This window comes from Bacteroides sp. (assembly GCF_019417265.1).
Taxonomy (GTDB): domain Bacteria; phylum Bacteroidota; class Bacteroidia; order Bacteroidales; family Bacteroidaceae; genus Phocaeicola.
Genome location: NZ_DXVR01000001.1, coordinates 14,017 through 33,359, shown reverse-complemented (window position 1 = coordinate 33,359; position 19,343 = coordinate 14,017). Strand labels below are relative to the sequence as shown.

Below are 19,343 nucleotides of genomic sequence, written 5' to 3'. Positions count from 1 at the left end.
TGTGATGAAAAAAATAGGTTATGCTATAGCTCTCGCCATAGTTTCCTCTTTAGGGGGAGCTATGGCGCAGAACGTTAATATATTGCCTGCGCCTGAACAGTTGGTGACAGATAATGGTTCATATACCCTGAATAGTGGAGCCGGAATCTATGTAGATAATAAGTTACAGAGGAATGTAGCTGAAACTTTTATATCCGATTATAGAGGCTTCAGTGGTGTCAATTTGGAAATGACCGGAAAGAAAGGTGCGTCAATACGCCTTGTTACAGACAAGACAATGGAGCCTGAAGCATATAGGCTGAAGGTTGATTCCGATGGTATAACTATTGTTGCAGGTGCGGAAAACGGATTCTTTTATGCCTTACAGTCTTTACGTTTGGCTGCAGGTGTGGAGCATAAGGACGAAATACCTTTTATGGAAATATCTGACAGTCCTCGTTTTGAATATCGTGGACTGATGCTTGATGTTTCAAGGTTTTTTATGCCTAAAGAGGACGTGATGAAGGTGATAGACTGTATGTCTATGCTGAAACTCAATAAGTTGCATCTACATCTTACGGATGACAACGGATGGAGACTTGAGATAAAGAAATATCCTAAACTGACTGAAGTTGGTGCATGGAGGGTTAATAGAAAGCAGGAATTGTTTTGTGACAGAAGGAATCCTTTGCCAGGCGAGCCTACTCCAATAGGAGGATTTTACACCCAGGAAGATATGAAAGAGATAATTGCTCATGCGCAAAAGAGATGTGTTGAAATAATTCCGGAGATAGATATGCCTGCTCATTCAAATGCCGCATTGGCTGCTTATCCTCATTTGGCCTGTCCTACTGTTGATAAGTTTATAGGTGTATTGCCGGGGCTCGGCGGGGCTAATGCAGACATTATTTATTGTGCCGGAAATGAAGAAGTGTTTTCTTTCCTTCAGGGTATTGTTGACGAGGTAGCAGAACTGTTCCCGTCAAAGTATATTCATCTTGGTGGTGATGAGGCTTGGAAAACACATTGGGAAAAGTGTCCTAAGTGTCAGGCAAGAATGAAGGAAGAAGGAATAACCCATGTAGAAGAACTGCAAGGCTATTTTATGGCAAGAATGAGTAAGTACGTGCAGAGTAAAGGTAAGACGGTAATGGGATGGGACGAACTTACTAATAGTACTATTCCTGAAGGGGCTATTATTTATGGATGGCAGGGAATGGGAAATGCCGCCCTTAAAGCTGCAAAACTGGGACATAAGTTTATAATGACACCGGCACGCTTGCTTTATCTGATACGTTATCAGGGACCACAGTGGTTTGAACCTACTACATATTTCGGTAACAATACATTGAAAGATATTTATATGTATGAGCCGGTTCAGAGTTCTTGGGAGGAAGGTTATGAAAATCTCCTTATGGGAATTCAAGGCTCTATGTGGACAGAATTCTGTAATTCTACTCAGGATGTTACATATCAGATATTCCCACGTCTTGCGGCCGTAGCTGATGTGGCCTGGACAACCAAAGGTAAGAAGGATTGGGTCGGTTTTGTGAAATCGCTTGATAAATATCTTTATCATCTTGATGCCAAGGGTGTAATATATTCAGAAGCAATGTATAATATACAGCATAAGTGTTCAGCTGAGAATGGTGTACTTAATCTGCAACTTGAATGTGAACGCCCGGATGTTGTTGTCAGATATACTATTGATGGAACAGAACCTGACTCAAATTCAGAAATCTATAGTGATTTTCTTACTGTGAAGAATGAATGTACGGTGAAAAGTGCTACATTTGTCAATAACAGAAAAATGGGTAAAACTCTTACGCTCGATTTGGGATGGAATAAAGCTACTGCCAAGAAAGTTATATCAAAGAATATAACAGACAAATTGCTTACAAATGGTGTCAGAGGTAGTCTTAAACAGTCTGATTTTGAGTGGACAGAATGGTACACAAAGGATGAATCATCATTTGTTGTAGACTTGGAAGAGGCCAATACTATTGATAAGGTTGTTATCGGATGCCTTACAAACTATGGAATGGGAGTACATAAACCTTCATCAATAAGTATTGATTTGTCAGAAGATGGAAAAAATTACACTTGTGTGGCTGAACGTAAATTCTCTAAAGATGAAATCTTCAAGGAGGGTAATTATATTGAGAATATAACATTCGACTTTGAGAAATGTGATAAAGTGAGATATATCCGTGTTAGAGCTACAGATGCAGGAATGAATCCGGAGAATCATCTCAGACCAGGACAGCAGTCAAGATATAGATTTGATGAGATAATGGTTTTCTGATTAATCACTTAAATAATTATACAATGGAAAAAATCTTCCTTACCGCTGTTTCGTGTGGTATTCTTACTTCGGTCTCGTGTATGGCTAATAACCGTCAGCCAAACATAATAATGTTCCTTGTAGACGACATGGGATGGCAGGATACGTCCGTTCCGTTTCATAACAATGAACAAACTCCGCTGAACAAACGTTTCCATACACCTAATATGGAAAGAATGGCTGAAATGGGAGTGAAATTCACTCAGGCCTATGCCTGTGCCATATCTTCTCCTACAAGATGTAGTCTGATGTCGGGAATGAACGCTTCAAGACATCGTGTTACGAACTGGACATTGGAACTGAACCAGAAGACTGACAGTAAAAGCAATGTGATAGAGTTGCCGGAATGGAATTTCAACGGTATACAGCCGGCTGAGGAGGATGGAAAGATAAATAATGCAACAGCCATTACGCCGCTGCCACAGATTCTTAAAGATAATGGCTACAGAACAATACATTGCGGAAAGGCACACTTCGGGGCAAGAACTACTCCGGGTGCTGACCCTTCTACAATGGGATTTGATGTGAATATTGCAGGAGGACCTAATGGGGCACTCAAAGGAAGAGAAGCTCAACGTCTTTCAATGAGAGCTACCGGTGAGGTGATACTATTCCCCGATGAAATATTATAATTGAAGACCAGTCTTTAATCCATAATTATTAATTTTAAATTCTTATCATGAATATGTTTTATAACAGATTACCATTGTATCTGGCAGGTACAGCCGCAATTTTAGCTTCCTGCTCAAACGAGAAAAAAGAAAAGGAGCAACAATATAACATTGTTTATATTATGACAGATGATCATACGGCTCAAATGATGAGTTGCTATGACAATCGTTTTGTGGAAACTCCAAATCTTGACAGAATAGCAAATGAGGGAGTCAAGTTTACCAACAGTTTTGTAGCCAATTCATTAAGTGGACCGAGCCGTGCATGTATGTTTACGGGAAAGCACAGTCACGCGAACGGTTTCTATGACAATACTACCTGTATATTCGACGGTTCGCAACAGACTATGCCTAAGCTGTTGCAGAAAGCCGGATATCAGACTGCAATTATAGGAAAATGGCATCTTGAAAGTCTGCCGACAGGTTTTGACTATTGGGAGATATTGCCGGGACAGGGTGATTACTATAACCCTCGCTTTATAGAGATGAATAACGATACTATTGTAGAGAAGGGATATCTGACTAATATCATTACCGAAAAGAGTATCAACTGGCTGGAGAACCAGAGGGATAAGGATAAACCTTTCTGTCTGTTTGTACATCATAAGGCTTGCCACCGTAACTGGTTGCCGGAGTTGAAATATCTGTCGCTTTACGAAGACAAGACTTTCGAAATGCCGGATAATTTCTATGATGATTATGAAGGAAGGGAGGCTGCCAAGACTCAGGAAATGAGTATCTTTAAGGATATGGATATAATGTATGATACCAAGATGTACAGGGCTGACAAGGACAGCCGCCTGAAATCAACATATGAAGAGTATGTAGGCCGTCTTGATCCGGAAGACAGGAAAACCTATGATGCATTCTATAAACCTATAATAGATGAGTTCTATAAGAAGAATCCTAAGGGAAAGGAACTTGCAGAGTGGAAATACCAGCGTTATATGCGTGATTATGCAAAGGTGTTGAAATCGTTTGATGATAATGTAGGACAGCTGCTTGATTATCTGGAAGAGAAAGGCCTGTTGAAGAATACATTGGTAGTATATACTTCAGACCAGGGGTTCTATATGGGTGAACACGGTTGGTTCGACAAGCGTTTCATGTATGAGGAATCAATGCACACACCATTGGTAATGCGTATTCCTGATGATTTCAAGACAAAGGCTAAAGGTGACATACCTCAGATGGTACAGAATATAGACTATGCGCCTACTTTCCTTGATTTGGCAGGAGCAGAGATACCTGAAGATATTCATGGGGTTTCATTGCTGCCACTTCTGAAAGGTGAGAAACCGGCAGACTGGCGTAAATCTCTTTATTATCATTTCTATGAGTATCCTGCCGAACATATGGTGAAACGTCATTATGGTGTACGTACAGAGAGATATAAACTTATTCATTTCTATAATGATATAGATGTATGGGAACTTTATGACCTTCAGGAAGATCCTAAGGAAATGAATAACTTGTACGGTAAAGAGGGATATGAGCAGATTACTGAAGATTTGATGAAAGAATTAAGAAAATTGCAGGCTCAGTATAAAGACCCAATTGAAGAGAAACTGTTATCAATTAAAAAGTAATAATTAAAAAATTAAGAACTCATAACCTCATATACCATGAGAAATCGTTTGTTATTTATTTTTGCTACGTTTATGCTTGCATTTACCTTTGTGGGACTGAATGCGCAGAAACGTTTTGATAGCAAGAAACTGTATACGGTTAGTTCCGTAAAGTATAAGGGAAAGGCATTGACTTATTCGGGAGTAGCTCCAAAAATGAAGCTTTCTCCTCTGAATGAGGCTGATAAAACACAACTGTGGGGAATTGCAGACCTGTCCGGTAGTTACAGATTTGTAAATCCGTTTGATAATCTTGCCATTCAGGCTGGTGAGAACGGACTGATGCAGGCTGTTGAGACAAACGGATCAGACGAGATGCAGCTTTGGCTGGTAAAACCGGAAGGGAAGTATGTACGTCTGATTCCGTCTAACAAAGCAAACTGGATGGCTGTGTGTAAGGAAGACAGAAGTATAGTTCTTGTAGATGCCGCAAAGGCCGGTAAGGATAAAGCTGCTTTGTTTATGATTAATGAAACTAAAGTGGCGGCACCGGCATCTGCTCAGACTGCAGTACGTGAAAAGGTTTACTGGGAAGACGAAACCATGTTTGCCGAAAACAAAGAAACGGGTCACGCTACTTATACTCCATATGGAAGCGAGGCGGAAATGACGGCAGATAAGGAATTCTATACTACACCATGGGTCTATACAAAGAGTAAATCTGTCGAGTTCCTGAACGGTGACTGGTATTTTAATTTTGTGTCACAGCCTTCCGAACGTCCTATCGATTTTTATAAAGAAGATTACGATGTAAGAAGTTGGACTACTATTCCTGTACCGTCAAACTGGGAAATGCACGGATATGACAGACCTATATATTCTAATGTAGAGTATCCGCATTCAAATACTCCGCCTTATATTGATGCACGTAAGAAGTTCAATGATGACGGAAAGAATTACGGTATCAATCCGGTAGGCTCGTATGTAAGATATTTCGACCTGCCTGAGAACTGGGATGGGAAACGTACATTTATTCAGTTCGGAGGTATCTATAGTGCGGCATTCGTTTATCTCAACGGTGAGTATGTGGGATATACTCAGGGAGCGAACAATGTAGCCGAGTTTGACATTACAAAGTTTGTAAGAGAGAAGGATAATAAACTTGCTGTACAGGTGTTCCGTTGGAGCGACGGTTCTTATCTTGAATGTCAGGATATGTTCCGCATGAGCGGTATTTTCAGAGATGTTTTCATTTATTCCACTCCTTTGGTAAGTGTAAGAGATCATTATATTACTTCAGAACTTACTCCAGAATCTGGTTATAAGGATGGAAATATGAAAGTAGAACTTACTCTTGACAATCGTGACGGTATGACCGGTGATAAGGATATAGTGGTAAGACTGTCGGACCCGGATGGAAAGACTGTAGCAGAAGAAACACTTTCTGTAAGTTTTACCGACAAGAAACGTACTGATAAGTTGAATGTAAGTTTCAATCTGAAGGATCTGTTGCCTTGGACAGCTGAGACACCGAACCTTTACACTGTGTCTGTCATACAGCGTAACGGCAGCAAGGATGAGATGGCATTCTCTACCAAATATGGATTCCGTGATATAGAAATACGCGGCTCTTTGGTTTATATCAACGGAAAACGTGTTTTCTTCAAGGGAGTGAACAGACATGATACTCATCCGCTGTACGGACGTGCTGTTACTACAGAGTCAATGCTTGAGGATGTGTTGCTGATGAAGAGAAACAATATCAACACAATCCGTACATCGCATTATCCTAATGCTGCCAAGATGTATGCCATGTTCGACTATTACGGTCTTTATAGCATGGATGAGGCTGACCTTGAAGACCATGCAAATCAGTCGATTAGCGGTATGCCTTCATGGATTCCTGCATTTGTTGACCGTATAGACCGTATGGTCCTGCGCGACCGCAATCATCCGAGTGTAATTTTCTGGAGTCTTGGTAATGAATGTGGAGGCGGTAATAACTTTGAGGCTTGCTATGACGCTGCAAAACGTCTTGACGCACGTCCTGTACATCACGAAAGTACACGTGATGGTAAGGAATATGGCGGTAACAGGTTCAGTGACTTATATTCAAAGATGTATCCGGGTATGGACTGGATGGAAAAGTATGTAAATTCGTTTGACAAACCGATGTTCATCTGCGAATATGCTCATGCTATGGGTAATGCCATCGGTAACTTGAAGGAATACTGGGAAAGTATTGAAAGCAGCAATTCCACTATCGGTGGAGCTATCTGGGACTGGGTGGATCAGGCTATATATGAGCCGAGAGAAATACTTGATGGAACATATGAAGGCCGCCTGCATACTGGATATGATTTCCCCGGCCCTCATCAGGGTAACTTCTGTTCAAACGGTATAATTCCTGCAACGAGAGAGGAATCACCTAAATTGAAAGAAGTGAAAGCTGTTTATCAGTATATTAAATTTGCTCTGTTGGAAAAGAATGTAAAGAAGAACACGGTTCCTGTAAATATAAACAATACATATGATTTCATTACGCTGAATGGTTATGAACTGTTGTGGGAAACTGTTGAGAATGGAAATACAGTTGGAAGAGACAGTATGCTTCTGCCTGCCATCGCTCCTGATATGTCGCAGGATTTTGCTCTGAAACTTTCTGGTACAAATCTTGCCAAAGCTGCAAAGAACGGCAATGAGGTTATGGTAAATCTCTATGTCCGTAATTCGAAACCGACTGAATGGTCGTCTGCCGGACATGTAGTGGCTCAGAAACAGTTTGAACTTTCATCAAGAGGAAAGCTTCCTGCACTTAAAGCCAATGGCAGGGTAGCCGGGCTGAAAGTAGAAAAGGGTGAGAAGGAATTGACGGTGGGTAATGCCTTTATCTTTGCTGCTTTTGACACTGCTACCGGACGTATGACAGAGTTGCGTATAAACGGTCTGGATGTGATATACGGAAAGCAGGGATTCCTGTACGACAATCACCGTTTCATAGAAAATGACCGCCGTCCTACCGATACTTCAAACGGCCTTGAACCTGACGGTACATGTAATGTGACGGAAGAAAAGGACGGAAAGGTAGTGGTTACTACTTTGCGTAGTGGTTCTCTCTGTGATTCTGAAATCATATATACATTCCTGCCCAATGGGGTGCTTGATATGGATGTCAAGCTTACTCCAAAGACCAAGGAACTCTATCGTGCCGGACTGGTATGTGCCGTAAATGCAGGGCTTGAAAATGTGGATTACTATGCATACGGTCCTTGGGAAAACTATATCGACCGTAAAGAAGGTTGTATGATAGGACGCTATTCTACTACTGTTGATGATATGGTGGAACGATATGTAAAGCCACAGAGCATGGGCAACCGTGAGTCGCTCCGTGAGTTGAAACTTACAGGAAAGGATGGTTGCGGAATCCGAATCGAAACGGAGGGGGCTGTTGCATTCTCGGCTTTGAGATATACTGATGCCGATTTGATGAATACCCAACATATGTGGGAACTGCAGAAACGTCCGTATATAGTGCTTCATCTTGATGCACAGATGCGAGGTCTTGGAAACGGAAGTTGCGGTCCTATGACGTTGGAAAGTTATAAGATTGCTCCTATGCCTTTCAATTATAAATTGAGAATATCATATACAGACTGATAGAATCAGAAAATGCCACAAACTGACAATCCGGTTTGTGGCATTTTTTGTACCTTTGCGGTATGAAAAAGTACGTCGATGTCATAGTGCCGCTTCCCATTGCGAATACGTTTACATACTCTTTGCCTGAGGCTCTGGAAGACCAGGTGGAGACAGGGTGTCGTGTGGTAGTTCCTTTCGGAGTAAAGAAATATTACACAGCCATCGTTGTGAAAATACACTTTTCGGCACCTGAGGAATACGAAACGAAAGATATATCTGAGGTACTTGACAGAACTCCTGTGATGTTGGAACGCCAGTTGGCTTTCTGGAAGTGGGTGGTAGAGTATTATCTGTGTACGCTTGGTGATGTCTATAAGGCTGCACTTCCTTCGGGAATGAAGTTGGAAAGTGAATCGGTGGTGGAATATAATCCTGATTTCGTTGCTGATGGGTCTCTTTCGCCTAAGGAGCAACGAATTCTTGACATCCTGAGTGTCGATACAGAGCAGTGTATTACTCAGATTGAGCGTGCCGGAAATATAAAGAACATTCTTCCGGCAATAAAATCGCTGATGGAGAAAGATGCTATCCGTGTAAAGGAAGAACTGAAACGTAACTATAAGCCTAAGACAGAAGTCCGCGTACGATTGCAGGAAGGTATGCGCGATGAGGCTGTACTTCAGAAACAGTTTGACCTTTTAGCGCGTGCTCCCAAACAGCTTGCTATGCTGATGAAATATATAGAACTGTCCGGATGGATGCAGGAAGGAAAGTTCCTGACAGAAGTCTCAAAGAAGACACTATTGGAGGCTTCCGGTGCATCGGCTTCAATTCTGAACGGACTTATCGACAAACATATTTTTGAGACTTATAACTACGAAATAGGACGTCTTACTGCCGGAAAAACAGAGACAGTCCCATTAAATCCGCTGAATGAAATACAGCAAAGGGCTTTTCATTCCATAATGTCGTCATTCCATCAGAAAAATATCTGTCTTCTTCATGGGGTTACTGCCAGTGGGAAGACAGAGGTATATATACATCTGATAGAAGAAGTAATCAAGGCAGGAAAGCAGGTGCTTTATCTTCTTCCGGAGATAGCTCTTACCACGCAGATAACCGAACGATTGAAGAGAATATTCGGTTCACGTCTTGGAGTATATCATTCAAAGTTTCCCGATGCGGAACGTGTGGAGATATGGCAGAAACAGCTTACTGAAGATGATTATGACGTGATACTCGGTGTACGCTCGTCAGTCTTTCTTCCTTTCCGCAGACTCGGACTGGTGATAGTGGACGAAGAACATGAAACATCGTATAAACAGCAGGACCCGGCTCCGCGATATCATGCCCGAAGCGCTGCTATAATGCTTGCATCACTCTATGGTGCGAAAACTCTTCTCGGTACAGCTACTCCGAGTATGGAGTCATATTATAATGCCACTCACGGAAAATACTCTTTGGTAGAGATGAAGGAAAGATACCGGCAGATACAGTTGCCGGAAATAGAGGTGGTTGATATAAAGGAACTGGCGCGTAAAAGACGTATGTCAGGGCATTTTTCTCCTTTTCTTTTGCAGAAGATGAGAGAAGCGCTTGAGAATAAGGAACAGATTATACTTTTCCAGAACCGCCGCGGTTTTGCACCTATGATAGAATGCCGCACGTGCGGATGGGTGCCTAAATGCAAGAACTGTGATGTGAGTCTTACATATCATAAAGGACTTAATCAGCTGACGTGTCATTACTGCGGATATACATACAGTGTACCAAAGTCATGTCCGGCTTGTGGAGGTGTGGAGCTTGTTAACCGCGGCTTCGGTACAGAAAAGGTTGAGGACGATATTAAACAGATATTCCCCGATGCCACAGTGGCACGTATGGATATGGATACCACCCGTACCCGCACTGCATACGAAAGGATTATCAACGATTTTCAGGATGGAAAGACAGATATTCTTATCGGTACACAGATGGTTTCCAAGGGACTGGATTTCGACAGGGTGAGTGTAGTAGGTATTCTGAATGCCGATTCCATGCTTAACTATCCCGACTTCCGTTCGTACGAGAGAGCATTCCAGCTTATGGCACAGGTTTCGGGTAGGGCAGGACGCAAGAATAAGCGCGGTCTGGTGGTGCTTCAGACCAAATCGCCGGATATTCCGCTTATTCATCAGGTGGTGACTAATGATTACAATGCACTGTATGATGAACAGTGTGCAGAAAGAAGCATGTTCCGATATCCTCCGTTCCACAGGTTGATATATGTATATCTCAAGCATCGTAAGGAAGATGTATTGGAACAGGCCGCCGACTGTATGGCATCCTATCTGAGAAACGGACTTGGTGACAGAATCCTTGGTCCTGACCGTCCTCCGGTGGGAAGAATACAGACACTGTTTATCAAAAAGATAGTTATAAAAGTTGAACAGCAGGCATCAATGTCGAAGATACGCACATACCTCCGGCAGGTACAGAGAGCTATAATGGAAGATGAGCGTTTCAAGTCGTTGATGGTATATTATGATGTAGACCCGTATTAAGTGTTAGTTTTTAAGTTCTTAGGTTTTTTAGTAGGTTGATGTTTACATAAAAACTTAAGAACTCACAAACTCATAAACTTACAAACTTATAAACTCAAAAACTCACAATGAATATAGAATTAGACGTACACACCCATACCATAGCCAGCGGACATGCTTTCAGTACGTTGCAGGAAATGGCACAGGCGGCAGCAGCCAAGGGACTGAAGCTGTTGGGAATAACAGAACACTCGTCAGGTATTCCAGGAACGTGTGACCCTATTTATTTCCGCAATCTTCATGTCGTGCCAAGACAGATGTACGGCATAGAGCTTCTTCTTGGAGCGGAAATAAACATAACCGATTTCAATGGTAATATCGACATGGACGAGTTTTATCTCCGTATGTTGGATCTCCGTATTGCAGGTATACATTCGCTGTGCTATACTCACGGAACTAAGGAGCAGAACACCCGGGGAATGGTGAAAGTGATTTCAAATCCATACATAAATATCATCAGTCATCCCGGTGACGGAACTGCAAGTCTTGATTTTGAGCCTATAGTATTGGCATCGAAAGAGCATCACACACTTTTAGAGATAAACAACAGTTCGCTGAAACCATGCCGTAACAAGCCGGAAGCAAGAGGCAATAATTTGGAAATACTGAGATTGTGCAAGAAATATGAAGTTCCGGTCATTCTTGGGAGTGATGCACATATTTCTTTCGATATAGCTGAGTATGGCTATGCACTGCAATTGTTGGCTGAAACTGAGTTCCCTGAAGAACTGATAATGAACACTGATGTAGAACGATTTAAACAGTATATAGGAAAATGAAAATACTTTTTGTGTGCCTTGGCAATATATGCCGTTCTGCTACAGCAGACGAAGTTATGCGTACACTTTTGAAAAAAGAAGGCCTTGATAAAGAAGTGGAAATAGATTCTGCCGGAACAAGCTCATACCACCGTGGCGAGTTGCCCGACGAACGTATGCGCATGCACGCTGCACGCAGAGGTTACCGTCTTACACATCTGTCGCGCCCTGTATGCACAGATGATTTTTATAATTTCGACCTCATTCTTGGTATGGATGACCGCAATATATCAAATCTTCGTGATATGGCTCCGGATATAGAATCTGAAAAGAAGATTGGCCGCATGACCGACTATTGCCGCACAAAGGTGGTCGATTATGTTCCTGACCCTTACTATGGTGGGGCGCAAGGCTTCGAGAATGTATTGAATATACTGGAAGATGCTTGTCAGGGGTTGTTGGAAGAGATAAAGAAGGACTTATCGAAATAATCTTTTATCATTGTTTATTTGTATATATACTCATATTTACTTTCCTTTGTATCTGAAAGATAAAAACTATATTAATACACCATGAAACAAACTTTTGCACCTTTTGCCAAACCGCTGTATGTGATGACAAAACCTGTTGGGGCGGTATGTAATTTGGCTTGCGATTATTGCTATTACCTTGAAAAATCAAATTTGTACAAGGATACTTCAAAACATGTGATGAGCGATGAACTCCTGGAGCGATTCATAAAAGAGTATATCGGCTCGCAGACTATGCCACAGGTACTTTTCACATGGCATGGCGGAGAAACACTTATGCGTCCGTTAAGCTTTTATAAGAAGGCAATGGAACTTCAGAAACAGTACGCCGGCGGAAGAACTATTGACAACTGTATTCAGACAAACGGTACGCTACTTACTGACGAGTGGTGTCAGTTCTTCAAGGAAAACAACTGGCTTGTGGGAGTATCAATAGATGGTCCTCAGGAGTTCCACGATGAATATCGCCGCAACAAGCAGGGATTGCCGTCGTTCGTAAAAGTCATGAGGGGAATTGAACTTCTGAACAAACACGGTGTGGAATGGAACGCCATGGCTGTGGTGAACGACTATAATGCCGATTATCCTGTGGAGTTCTATAACTTCTTCAAGTCCATAGGCTGCCATTATATCCAGTTCGCACCAATCGTAGAGAGAATATTCAAACATAACGACGGCCGTCATCTGGCATCGCCAATGCAGGAGGGAGATAAATTGGCAGATTTCTCCGTATCGCCGGAACAGTGGGGAAACTTCCTTTGCAAGCTTTTCGACGAATGGGTGAAGAATGATGTCGGTGAGTATTTCATTCAGATTTTCGATTCTACACTTGCCAACTGGGTAGGAGAACAGCCGGGAGTATGCTCGATGGCCAAGACTTGTGGCCACGCCGGAGTTATGGAGTTTAATGGCGATGTTTATTCGTGCGACCATTATGTGTTCCCTGAATATAAGTTAGGTAATATCTATCAGAAAACTCTGGTAGAGATGATGTATAGCGAAAGACAACAGGAGTTCGGACTTATGAAACAGAAATCGTTGCCTACACAGTGTAAGGAGTGTGAGTTTCTGTTCGCATGTAATGGCGACTGCCCTAAGAACCGCTTTGCGAAGACTGCAACCGGAGAGCCGGGACTGAACTATTTATGTAAGGGGTATTATCAGTTCTTTAAGCATGTAGCTCCATACATGGACTATATGAAGAAGGAATTACTTGCACAGCGTCCGCCTGCTAATGTGATGGAGGCTATACGAAATGGCGAGATTATACTTGAGTGATTTAGGATATATATAGAATGAGAACGGGTTGACCTCAATAGTATTGAATGTGGTCAACCCGTTATTCTTTTTTTGTATGTTGTTTTGATGAATAATCATCTTTACAGACAAAACCGTCCGGATTATATGAAATATCTATATTTATAAACCGTGACACGTTCGTGTTCCGCCCGCGTCACGTTCGTGTTCCGCGCGTGACACGTTCGTGTTCCACCCGTTACACGTACGTGTTCCGCTTTCCGCGTCGAGGAATTTATCTTTTATTTCTTAAGCTCAGGGTAGCTTATTCTCGTATGGTACATTGTTTTCAGTTTTTCCTTGAATACGCTTTTCACGACTGCAATATCCTTGAATGTAATAGGACATTCCTTAAAATAGCCTTCCTGAACCTGTGAGTCTATTATTTTTTCCACTAAGGCAGATATGCTTTCTTCCGTATATTCAGGAAGGCTTCGTGATGCGGCTTCCACTGAATCGGCCATCATAAGTATGGCCTGTTCCTTCGTGAACGGATTCGGTCCCGGATATTGGAATGCTGTCTTGTCAACTTCTTCGTCCGGGTGTTCGTTCTGATATGATATGTAGAAATATTTTGTCAGACCGTTGCCGTGGTGTGTACTGATAAATTCTTTTATAACAGTCGGAAGATTATGTTTATCGGCCAGTTTAAGACCGTCAGTTATATGGCTTATTACAATCTGCGCACTCTGCTTATAGTTGAGCTGGTCGTGTGGATTTACGCCGGATTGGTTTTCTGTGAAGAATGCCGGGTTCAGCATCTTGCCTATATCGTGATACATGGCTCCGGTACGCACCAACTGACTGTTTGCGCCGATACGGTTGGCCGCTGCGGCTGTAAGGTTGGCTAATTGTAGTGAATGCTGGAAAGTACCAGGTGCCGTTTCCGACATCTCTCTCATCAGTTTGGTATTGATGTTCGACAGTTCCACAAGAGTTACATTTGATGTGAAACCGAAAGTTTTCTCCAGGATAAACAGCAGAGGGTATGTGAACAGCAGAAGCAGTCCGTTTATTACGAAATTCATATATACATAAGTACTCAGCTGTGCAATTTCGCTTACGTGTACGAGGTCAAGTGCCAGATAAAGCAGTGAGTATGTGACAGTTACTATAAAAGCACTGTTCAGCAATTGCGAACGTTGTGACAACTCTCTCAGACTATATATTGCTGCCATGCCTGCCACAGCCTGCAGAAGAATGAACTCATGAGGGGTTCTTAAGGCGATGGATGTGATAAGTATCGTAATTATATGGGCCATAAAAGCAGTGCGCGAGTCGAGGAATATCTTTATGAGCATAGGAATCATGGCAAACGGTACGATATAGACACTTAGGAATGCATGTTCTACCATCAGAAATGCTATGACAGGGAATACTGTTATGATGCTGAACAGTAGATATACCTTACCCTTGACCTGATAGAAATCGCGGCGGAATATCTCAAGATACACCATAAACAGGGCTACCATGATGGAGACAAAAAGAATCTGGCCGAACAGTGTAAGGCGTTTTTCGGCTACGGTCTCGCTACGGCTGTTCCATTCTTTCTGCATGGAACGTAGTATGTCGAACTTCTTCCGGTCGATGATCTCTCCACGGTCGATAATCTTCTGGCCGTTCATCACATATCCTGTTGCCCATGGTATATTGGTGAGAAGTTCCTGCTTGGCAGTCATGGACTTTTCAGAATCGTATGTCAGATTAGGAATGATATAGTCGTTGAGATTACATTGCTGTAAGAGGGCTTTGTTGAACTGCACAGTATCGGCGTTTATAAGTTTCTCGTAAGCTTCCTTTATGGTGTATATCTCGCTGACACTCCTTTGGACGGCTGTATTTTGCGTTATGGCCTGTATTGTGGACACACCGTCGTCGTTTATCTGCTCCAGGTCGGTTTGCGATATTACTCCTGTTTCATAAATCTTCCTGAGATTTCTTTCGATGTGTGTTCTGTAATTGCTATAGTCCTTAATAATCAGGGACTTGTCGTTGTAATCCTTCTTCAGTTTCTCTATCATCTTCTGCCCTGTCTCAATATTAAGGTGATAGTATGGAGCATAGAATTTCAGAATACTGTCCTGTTCGGTTTTTACCTGCTCGTCATCTTTGTAGATAGGAAAATCGAATGACGCCTGCAGCAGTCCGTATTTCCATGGTTTGTCCAATTCGAACTGATAGTTGAACTTACCCTCTTTGGGCATGAAATAGACTATGATTGATACAGTAACTACAAAAATAGCGCATCTGTAAAGAAACTGTTTGTATGAAAATGTATTGTCTTTAGGGAAAGTTTTCATAATCAATGTATATTTTGGGTGCAAAATAAGCAAAAAACGGGAAAGTTCATAAATCCGTGGATTTTATATTATGATGCTTTCAAATGGAATATTGTTGACTTTGGCCGCATAAACGGGAAATTCGCTTTCATACATATAAGATGTTCCTATTCTGTAAATCTTTGTCGCATCGCATAACATGTAGAAATCCAAAAATGATTTCAGATATATTTCAAACGATACTTTTCTCATGTTATCCCCCCCCCCCCATCCATATGGGCCAATGAGCCGGGTATAATGTGTACTCCTTCTATCCCTGAAACTCGTTTAAGGAATGTTATGCTGTCCGATGTTATTAATAATGGCTGGTTACCATGCTTCTTTTTTAAACTCAATATCGATTTTATGCACTTGTCTATTAACTCTTCGGCCTTATCGCTGTCTCCTATTGGTTTGTATTTGTACTCCTTGAAGTCTCCCAAAAGGTTCTGGAAGCGGAAAACTGCGGCATAATATCCGTCTCCTATTTCCTTTTTTATCGATTTCAGGCGTTCTTCCAATATCGTTGCAGGTTTAAACAACTCTTTGAATAACTCTCCCCATGTTTTTGTGTCCGTATAATCCTTGAACGCTTCGTTTATATGTGGAAGGCAATCCAAGTTGCTGTAGAAATGAATTTGTTTTTTGCTTTTTAGCCTTATAAGCCTTCTGCCAAGATGCTCTCTTCTCATGTATAACGTCCTACAGTATAAAGGGCAGTCTGTATATTCGTTTTCTTTGAGAGTCCAATCGTATGCGGTTGGAGACAGATAATCTTCCAGCCGGAATGGATATGTATATTTTATCCTGAATGGCAAGTTCTTATATTTGCAATATGCGTACAGGGTTATTATTCCTTTAAATCTGTCGCACATTCCACCATGATAAGTCTCTCCGTCAATCATGGCGATATGAATGTTTTTAGCTTTGGACTTATTGGTATTTCTTGATTTTATGAATATTCTTAATCCAAGAAAAAGTTCTCTAAACAGATTCTTTGTTTCCAAATGTTTGTATTCCTTACCGTATAATTTGCGCATTTCTTTAGATTTTTGTTAAAACTAAAATCTTTACATGTATTTTCTCCATATATAAAGAATTTTGGGTGCAAAATAAGCAAAAAACGGGAAATTTAGATTACTTTTGCGTAATATTTTAGTTGAAAATCAATATGTCAGAAAGAAAAGTAAGAGTTCGTTTCGCACCAAGCCCTACAGGTGCGTTGCATATCGGCGGTGTGCGTACTGCCTTGTACAATTATCTCTTTGCCCGTCAGCATGGCGGAGACCTTATTTTCCGTATAGAGGATACTGACTCAAACCGTTTCGTTCCTGGTGCGGAAGAGTATATCATCGAATCATTCAAATGGTTGGGTATCAATTTCGATGAAGGCGTTAGTTTTGGTGGAAACTACGGCCCTTACCGTCAGTCGGAACGTCGTGATATATATAAGAAATATGTTCAGGTCCTGCTGGATAACGGTAAAGCATATATAGCTTTCGATACTCCTGAGGAACTTGACGCCAAAAGAAAGGAAATCCCTAACTTCCAGTATGATGCTTCTACACGTCTTTCAATGCGTAACTCATTGTCAATGAGTAAGGAAGAAGTAGATGCTCTTGTCGCTGAAGGTAAACAGTATGTGGTACGTTTCAAGATAGAGCCGAACGAGGATGTACATGTAAATGATATTATCCGTGGAGATGTGGTTATCAACTCGTCTATCCTTGATGATAAAGTATTGTACAAATCGGCAGATGAACTTCCTACATACCATCTTGCAAATATCGTTGACGACCACCTGATGGAAGTTACTCACGTAATCCGTGGTGAAGAGTGGTTGCCTTCTGCTCCGCTTCACGTGCTTCTTTACAGAGCATTCGGATGGGCAGACACTATGCCTGAGTTCGCTCATCTGCCTTTGCTGCTTAAACCGGACGGAAACGGTAAATTGAGCAAGCGTGACGGCGACCGTCTTGGTTTCCCTGTATTCCCGTTGGAATGGCATGACCCTAAGACCGGTGAGGTTTCTTCAGGCTACCGTGAATCAGGTTATCTTCCTGAAGCGGTTATCAACTTCCTTGCTCTATTGGGCTGGAATCCGGGTAATGACCAGGAAATCATGTCGCTTGACGAACTGGTTAAGCTTTTCGACCTGCACCGTTGCAGCAAGGCCGGGGCGAAATTTGACTACGAAAAGGCTCGCTGGTTCAACCATGAGTATATCCTGAAGAAAGACGATGCAGAGATAGCAGAACTGTTCAAGCCTGTATTGGCGGCTAATGGAGTAGATGCTTCTGCTTATAGCGACGCTTATCTCACTTCGGCTGTTTCATTGGTTAAGAGCCGTGTGAACTTTGTTAAGGAATTGTGGGAACAGGCTCGTTTCTTCTTTGTCGCTCCTGAAACTTATGCAGAAAAGGACGTCAAGAAACGTTGGAAAGAAGATACTCCTCGCATCATGAACGAATTGATAGAAGTATTGCGTGGCATTGAAGATTTCAGTTCAAAACCATCGGAAGACATCGTTATCGGCTGGATTACTGAGAAGGAATATCACATGGGTAATGTGATGAATGCTTTCCGTCTGGCTGTGGTAGGCGAGTGCAAGGGACCGCACATGTTCGATATTACAGAACTTCTCGGTAAGGAGGAAACTATCAGACGTATAGAAAAAGCAATTGAAGTCCTGAAGTAAGCTGTTTATTATTTGCTATGAATAGTAAAAGAAAGAAATCAATACAATGGGGTGTGATATTCACTCTGTTTATGATTTGCCGCAGGTTTATCCCTGATAAGCTTTATATAAAGGTGGTGTACAGATATAAAATGGGTAGATGGATAAACTGGGATAATCCTGAAACATTTAATGATAAACTTCAATGGATGAAACTGTACAATCGCAGGCCGGAGTATACTATGATGGTCGATAAATATGCAGTTAAGGAATATGTAAAAAACAAGATTGGGGAACAGTATGTTGTTCCCAATCTTTTCGTATGGGACAGACCCGAAGATATTGATTTTGATATGCTTCCCGATAAGTTTGTAATAAAAACTACTCACGATGGAGGAAGCAGAGGATGTGTGATTTGTAAAGATAAGCAGAAACTCAACAGGAAAGAAACTTTGAGTCGTCTTAAAAAATCAATGAAGAATAATCTTTTCTATAAGTATAGAGAATGGCCATATAAGAATGTAAAAAAGAGGATTATTGCTGAGAAATTCCTGGAAAATGAAGATTCTTCTACTTTAAATGATTACAAATTATATTGTTTTAATGGACTTGTAAAGTGCGTGTGTATCTCTAATAATAGATTTTTAGGTGATACAGAGTTTGATTATTTTGATGATAATTTTAATAGATTGCCATTCTCACAAGGAGGACCAAATTCAAAGAAAGAAATTAAAAAGCCGCAAACATTTGATGAAATGAAGGCTATTGCCGAAAAATTATCAAGCGGTATTCCACACGTAAGAGTTGATTTGTATGAAGTTAAAGGGCATATTTATTTTGGTGAGCTAACTTTTTTCGATTCAAGTGGATTTAAAGAATTTACTCCTGAAGAGTGGGATTATAAATTGGGAAGTTGGATTGAACTGCCTGAGCCTACTGTTTAATTTGTAACATACAATATATTATTCCTATTTATAACTA

11 protein-coding genes and 1 pseudogene are annotated in these 19,343 nt (G+C 41.4%); 10 read left to right on the top strand and 2 right to left on the bottom strand.

What is annotated here, in order from left to right:
- Positions 1-4 precede the first annotated feature (4 nt).
- The 8 genes and pseudogenes from QZ379_RS00135 (at position 5) to QZ379_RS00100 (ending at position 13,349) form a co-directional block, all read left to right on the top strand.
- Positions 5-2,284 (top strand): glycoside hydrolase family 20 protein, encoded by a 2,280-nt coding sequence (locus tag QZ379_RS00135; RefSeq protein ID WP_291556697.1) that lies wholly within the window; start codon positions 5-7, stop codon positions 2,282-2,284.
- Positions 2,285-2,364: 80 nt separating this feature from the next.
- Positions 2,365-2,862 (top strand): annotated as a pseudogene (locus QZ379_RS00130) (sulfatase-like hydrolase/transferase); the annotation flags it as partial.
- 140 nt (positions 2,863-3,002) lie between these two features.
- On the top strand, positions 3,003-4,583 hold the full coding sequence (locus QZ379_RS00125; RefSeq protein WP_291556694.1) for a sulfatase: 1,581 nt from the start codon (positions 3,003-3,005) through the stop codon (positions 4,581-4,583).
- 36 nt (positions 4,584-4,619) lie between these two features.
- Positions 4,620-8,219, top strand: a complete 3,600-nt coding sequence (locus QZ379_RS00120; RefSeq protein WP_291556691.1) for a glycoside hydrolase family 2 TIM barrel-domain containing protein — start codon at positions 4,620-4,622, stop codon at positions 8,217-8,219.
- 62 nt (positions 8,220-8,281) lie between these two features.
- Positions 8,282-10,744 carry a primosomal protein N' gene (priA, locus tag QZ379_RS00115; RefSeq protein WP_291556688.1) on the top strand — a complete coding sequence of 821 codons (2,463 nt, stop codon included), beginning with the start codon at positions 8,282-8,284 and terminating at the stop codon, positions 10,742-10,744.
- A gap of 107 nt (positions 10,745-10,851) precedes the next feature.
- The gene (locus QZ379_RS00110; protein ID WP_291556685.1) at positions 10,852-11,562 is read left to right on the top strand and encodes a phosphatase; all 711 of its coding nucleotides are present in this window, start codon (positions 10,852-10,854) and stop codon (positions 11,560-11,562) included.
- Positions 11,559-12,032: a low molecular weight protein-tyrosine-phosphatase gene (locus QZ379_RS00105; RefSeq protein WP_291556681.1), complete on the top strand. Its 474-nt coding sequence runs from the start codon at positions 11,559-11,561 to the stop codon at positions 12,030-12,032. Before QZ379_RS00110 ends, QZ379_RS00105 begins: the two co-directional genes overlap by 4 nt.
- Before the next feature lie 81 nt (positions 12,033-12,113).
- On the top strand, positions 12,114-13,349 hold the full coding sequence (locus tag QZ379_RS00100; RefSeq protein ID WP_291556678.1) for an anaerobic sulfatase-maturation protein: 1,236 nt from the start codon (positions 12,114-12,116) through the stop codon (positions 13,347-13,349).
- Positions 13,350-13,609: 260 nt separating this feature from the next.
- On the opposite strand, the gene QZ379_RS00095 is transcribed toward QZ379_RS00100, so the two are convergent.
- Together QZ379_RS00095 and QZ379_RS00090 are read right to left on the bottom strand one after the other, a co-directional pair.
- Positions 13,610-15,667, bottom strand: a complete 2,058-nt coding sequence (locus QZ379_RS00095) for an HDIG domain-containing metalloprotein (protein WP_291556674.1) — start codon at positions 15,665-15,667, stop codon at positions 13,610-13,612.
- A 227-nt stretch (positions 15,668-15,894) separates the two neighbouring features.
- Positions 15,895-16,725 carry a hypothetical protein gene (locus QZ379_RS00090; RefSeq protein WP_291556672.1) on the bottom strand — a complete coding sequence of 277 codons (831 nt, stop codon included), beginning with the start codon at positions 16,723-16,725 and terminating at the stop codon, positions 15,895-15,897.
- Positions 16,726-16,856: 131 nt separating this feature from the next.
- On the opposite strand from QZ379_RS00090, the gene gltX reads away from it, so the two are divergent.
- Both gltX and QZ379_RS00080 read left to right on the top strand, forming a co-directional pair.
- Positions 16,857-18,383 carry a glutamate--tRNA ligase gene (gene gltX / locus QZ379_RS00085; RefSeq protein ID WP_291556669.1) on the top strand — a complete coding sequence of 509 codons (1,527 nt, stop codon included), beginning with the start codon at positions 16,857-16,859 and terminating at the stop codon, positions 18,381-18,383.
- 17 nt (positions 18,384-18,400) lie between these two features.
- Positions 18,401-19,306: an ATP-grasp fold amidoligase family protein gene (locus QZ379_RS00080; RefSeq protein WP_291556665.1), complete on the top strand. Its 906-nt coding sequence runs from the start codon at positions 18,401-18,403 to the stop codon at positions 19,304-19,306.
- The last annotated feature ends 37 nt before the right edge of the window (positions 19,307-19,343 follow it).

Bases quoted from the DNA above. Each gene is read 5' to 3' on its own strand.
- QZ379_RS00135 (WP_291556697.1), top strand. From the start codon at position 5: ATGAAAAAAATAGGTTATGCTATAGCTCTCGCCATAGTTTCCTCTTTA.
- QZ379_RS00125 (WP_291556694.1), top strand. From the start codon at position 3,003: ATGAATATGTTTTATAACAGATTACCATTGTATCTGGCAGGTACAGCC.
- QZ379_RS00120 (WP_291556691.1), top strand. From the start codon at position 4,620: ATGAGAAATCGTTTGTTATTTATTTTTGCTACGTTTATGCTTGCATTT.
- priA (WP_291556688.1), top strand. From the start codon at position 8,282: ATGAAAAAGTACGTCGATGTCATAGTGCCGCTTCCCATTGCGAATACG.
- QZ379_RS00110 (WP_291556685.1), top strand. From the start codon at position 10,852: ATGAATATAGAATTAGACGTACACACCCATACCATAGCCAGCGGACAT.
- QZ379_RS00105 (WP_291556681.1), top strand. From the start codon at position 11,559: ATGAAAATACTTTTTGTGTGCCTTGGCAATATATGCCGTTCTGCTACA.
- QZ379_RS00100 (WP_291556678.1), top strand. From the start codon at position 12,114: ATGAAACAAACTTTTGCACCTTTTGCCAAACCGCTGTATGTGATGACA.
- QZ379_RS00095 (WP_291556674.1), bottom strand. From the start codon at position 15,667: ATGAAAACTTTCCCTAAAGACAATACATTTTCATACAAACAGTTTCTT.
- QZ379_RS00090 (WP_291556672.1), bottom strand. From the start codon at position 16,725: ATGCGCAAATTATACGGTAAGGAATACAAACATTTGGAAACAAAGAAT.
- gltX (WP_291556669.1), top strand. From the start codon at position 16,857: ATGTCAGAAAGAAAAGTAAGAGTTCGTTTCGCACCAAGCCCTACAGGT.
- QZ379_RS00080 (WP_291556665.1), top strand. From the start codon at position 18,401: ATGAATAGTAAAAGAAAGAAATCAATACAATGGGGTGTGATATTCACT.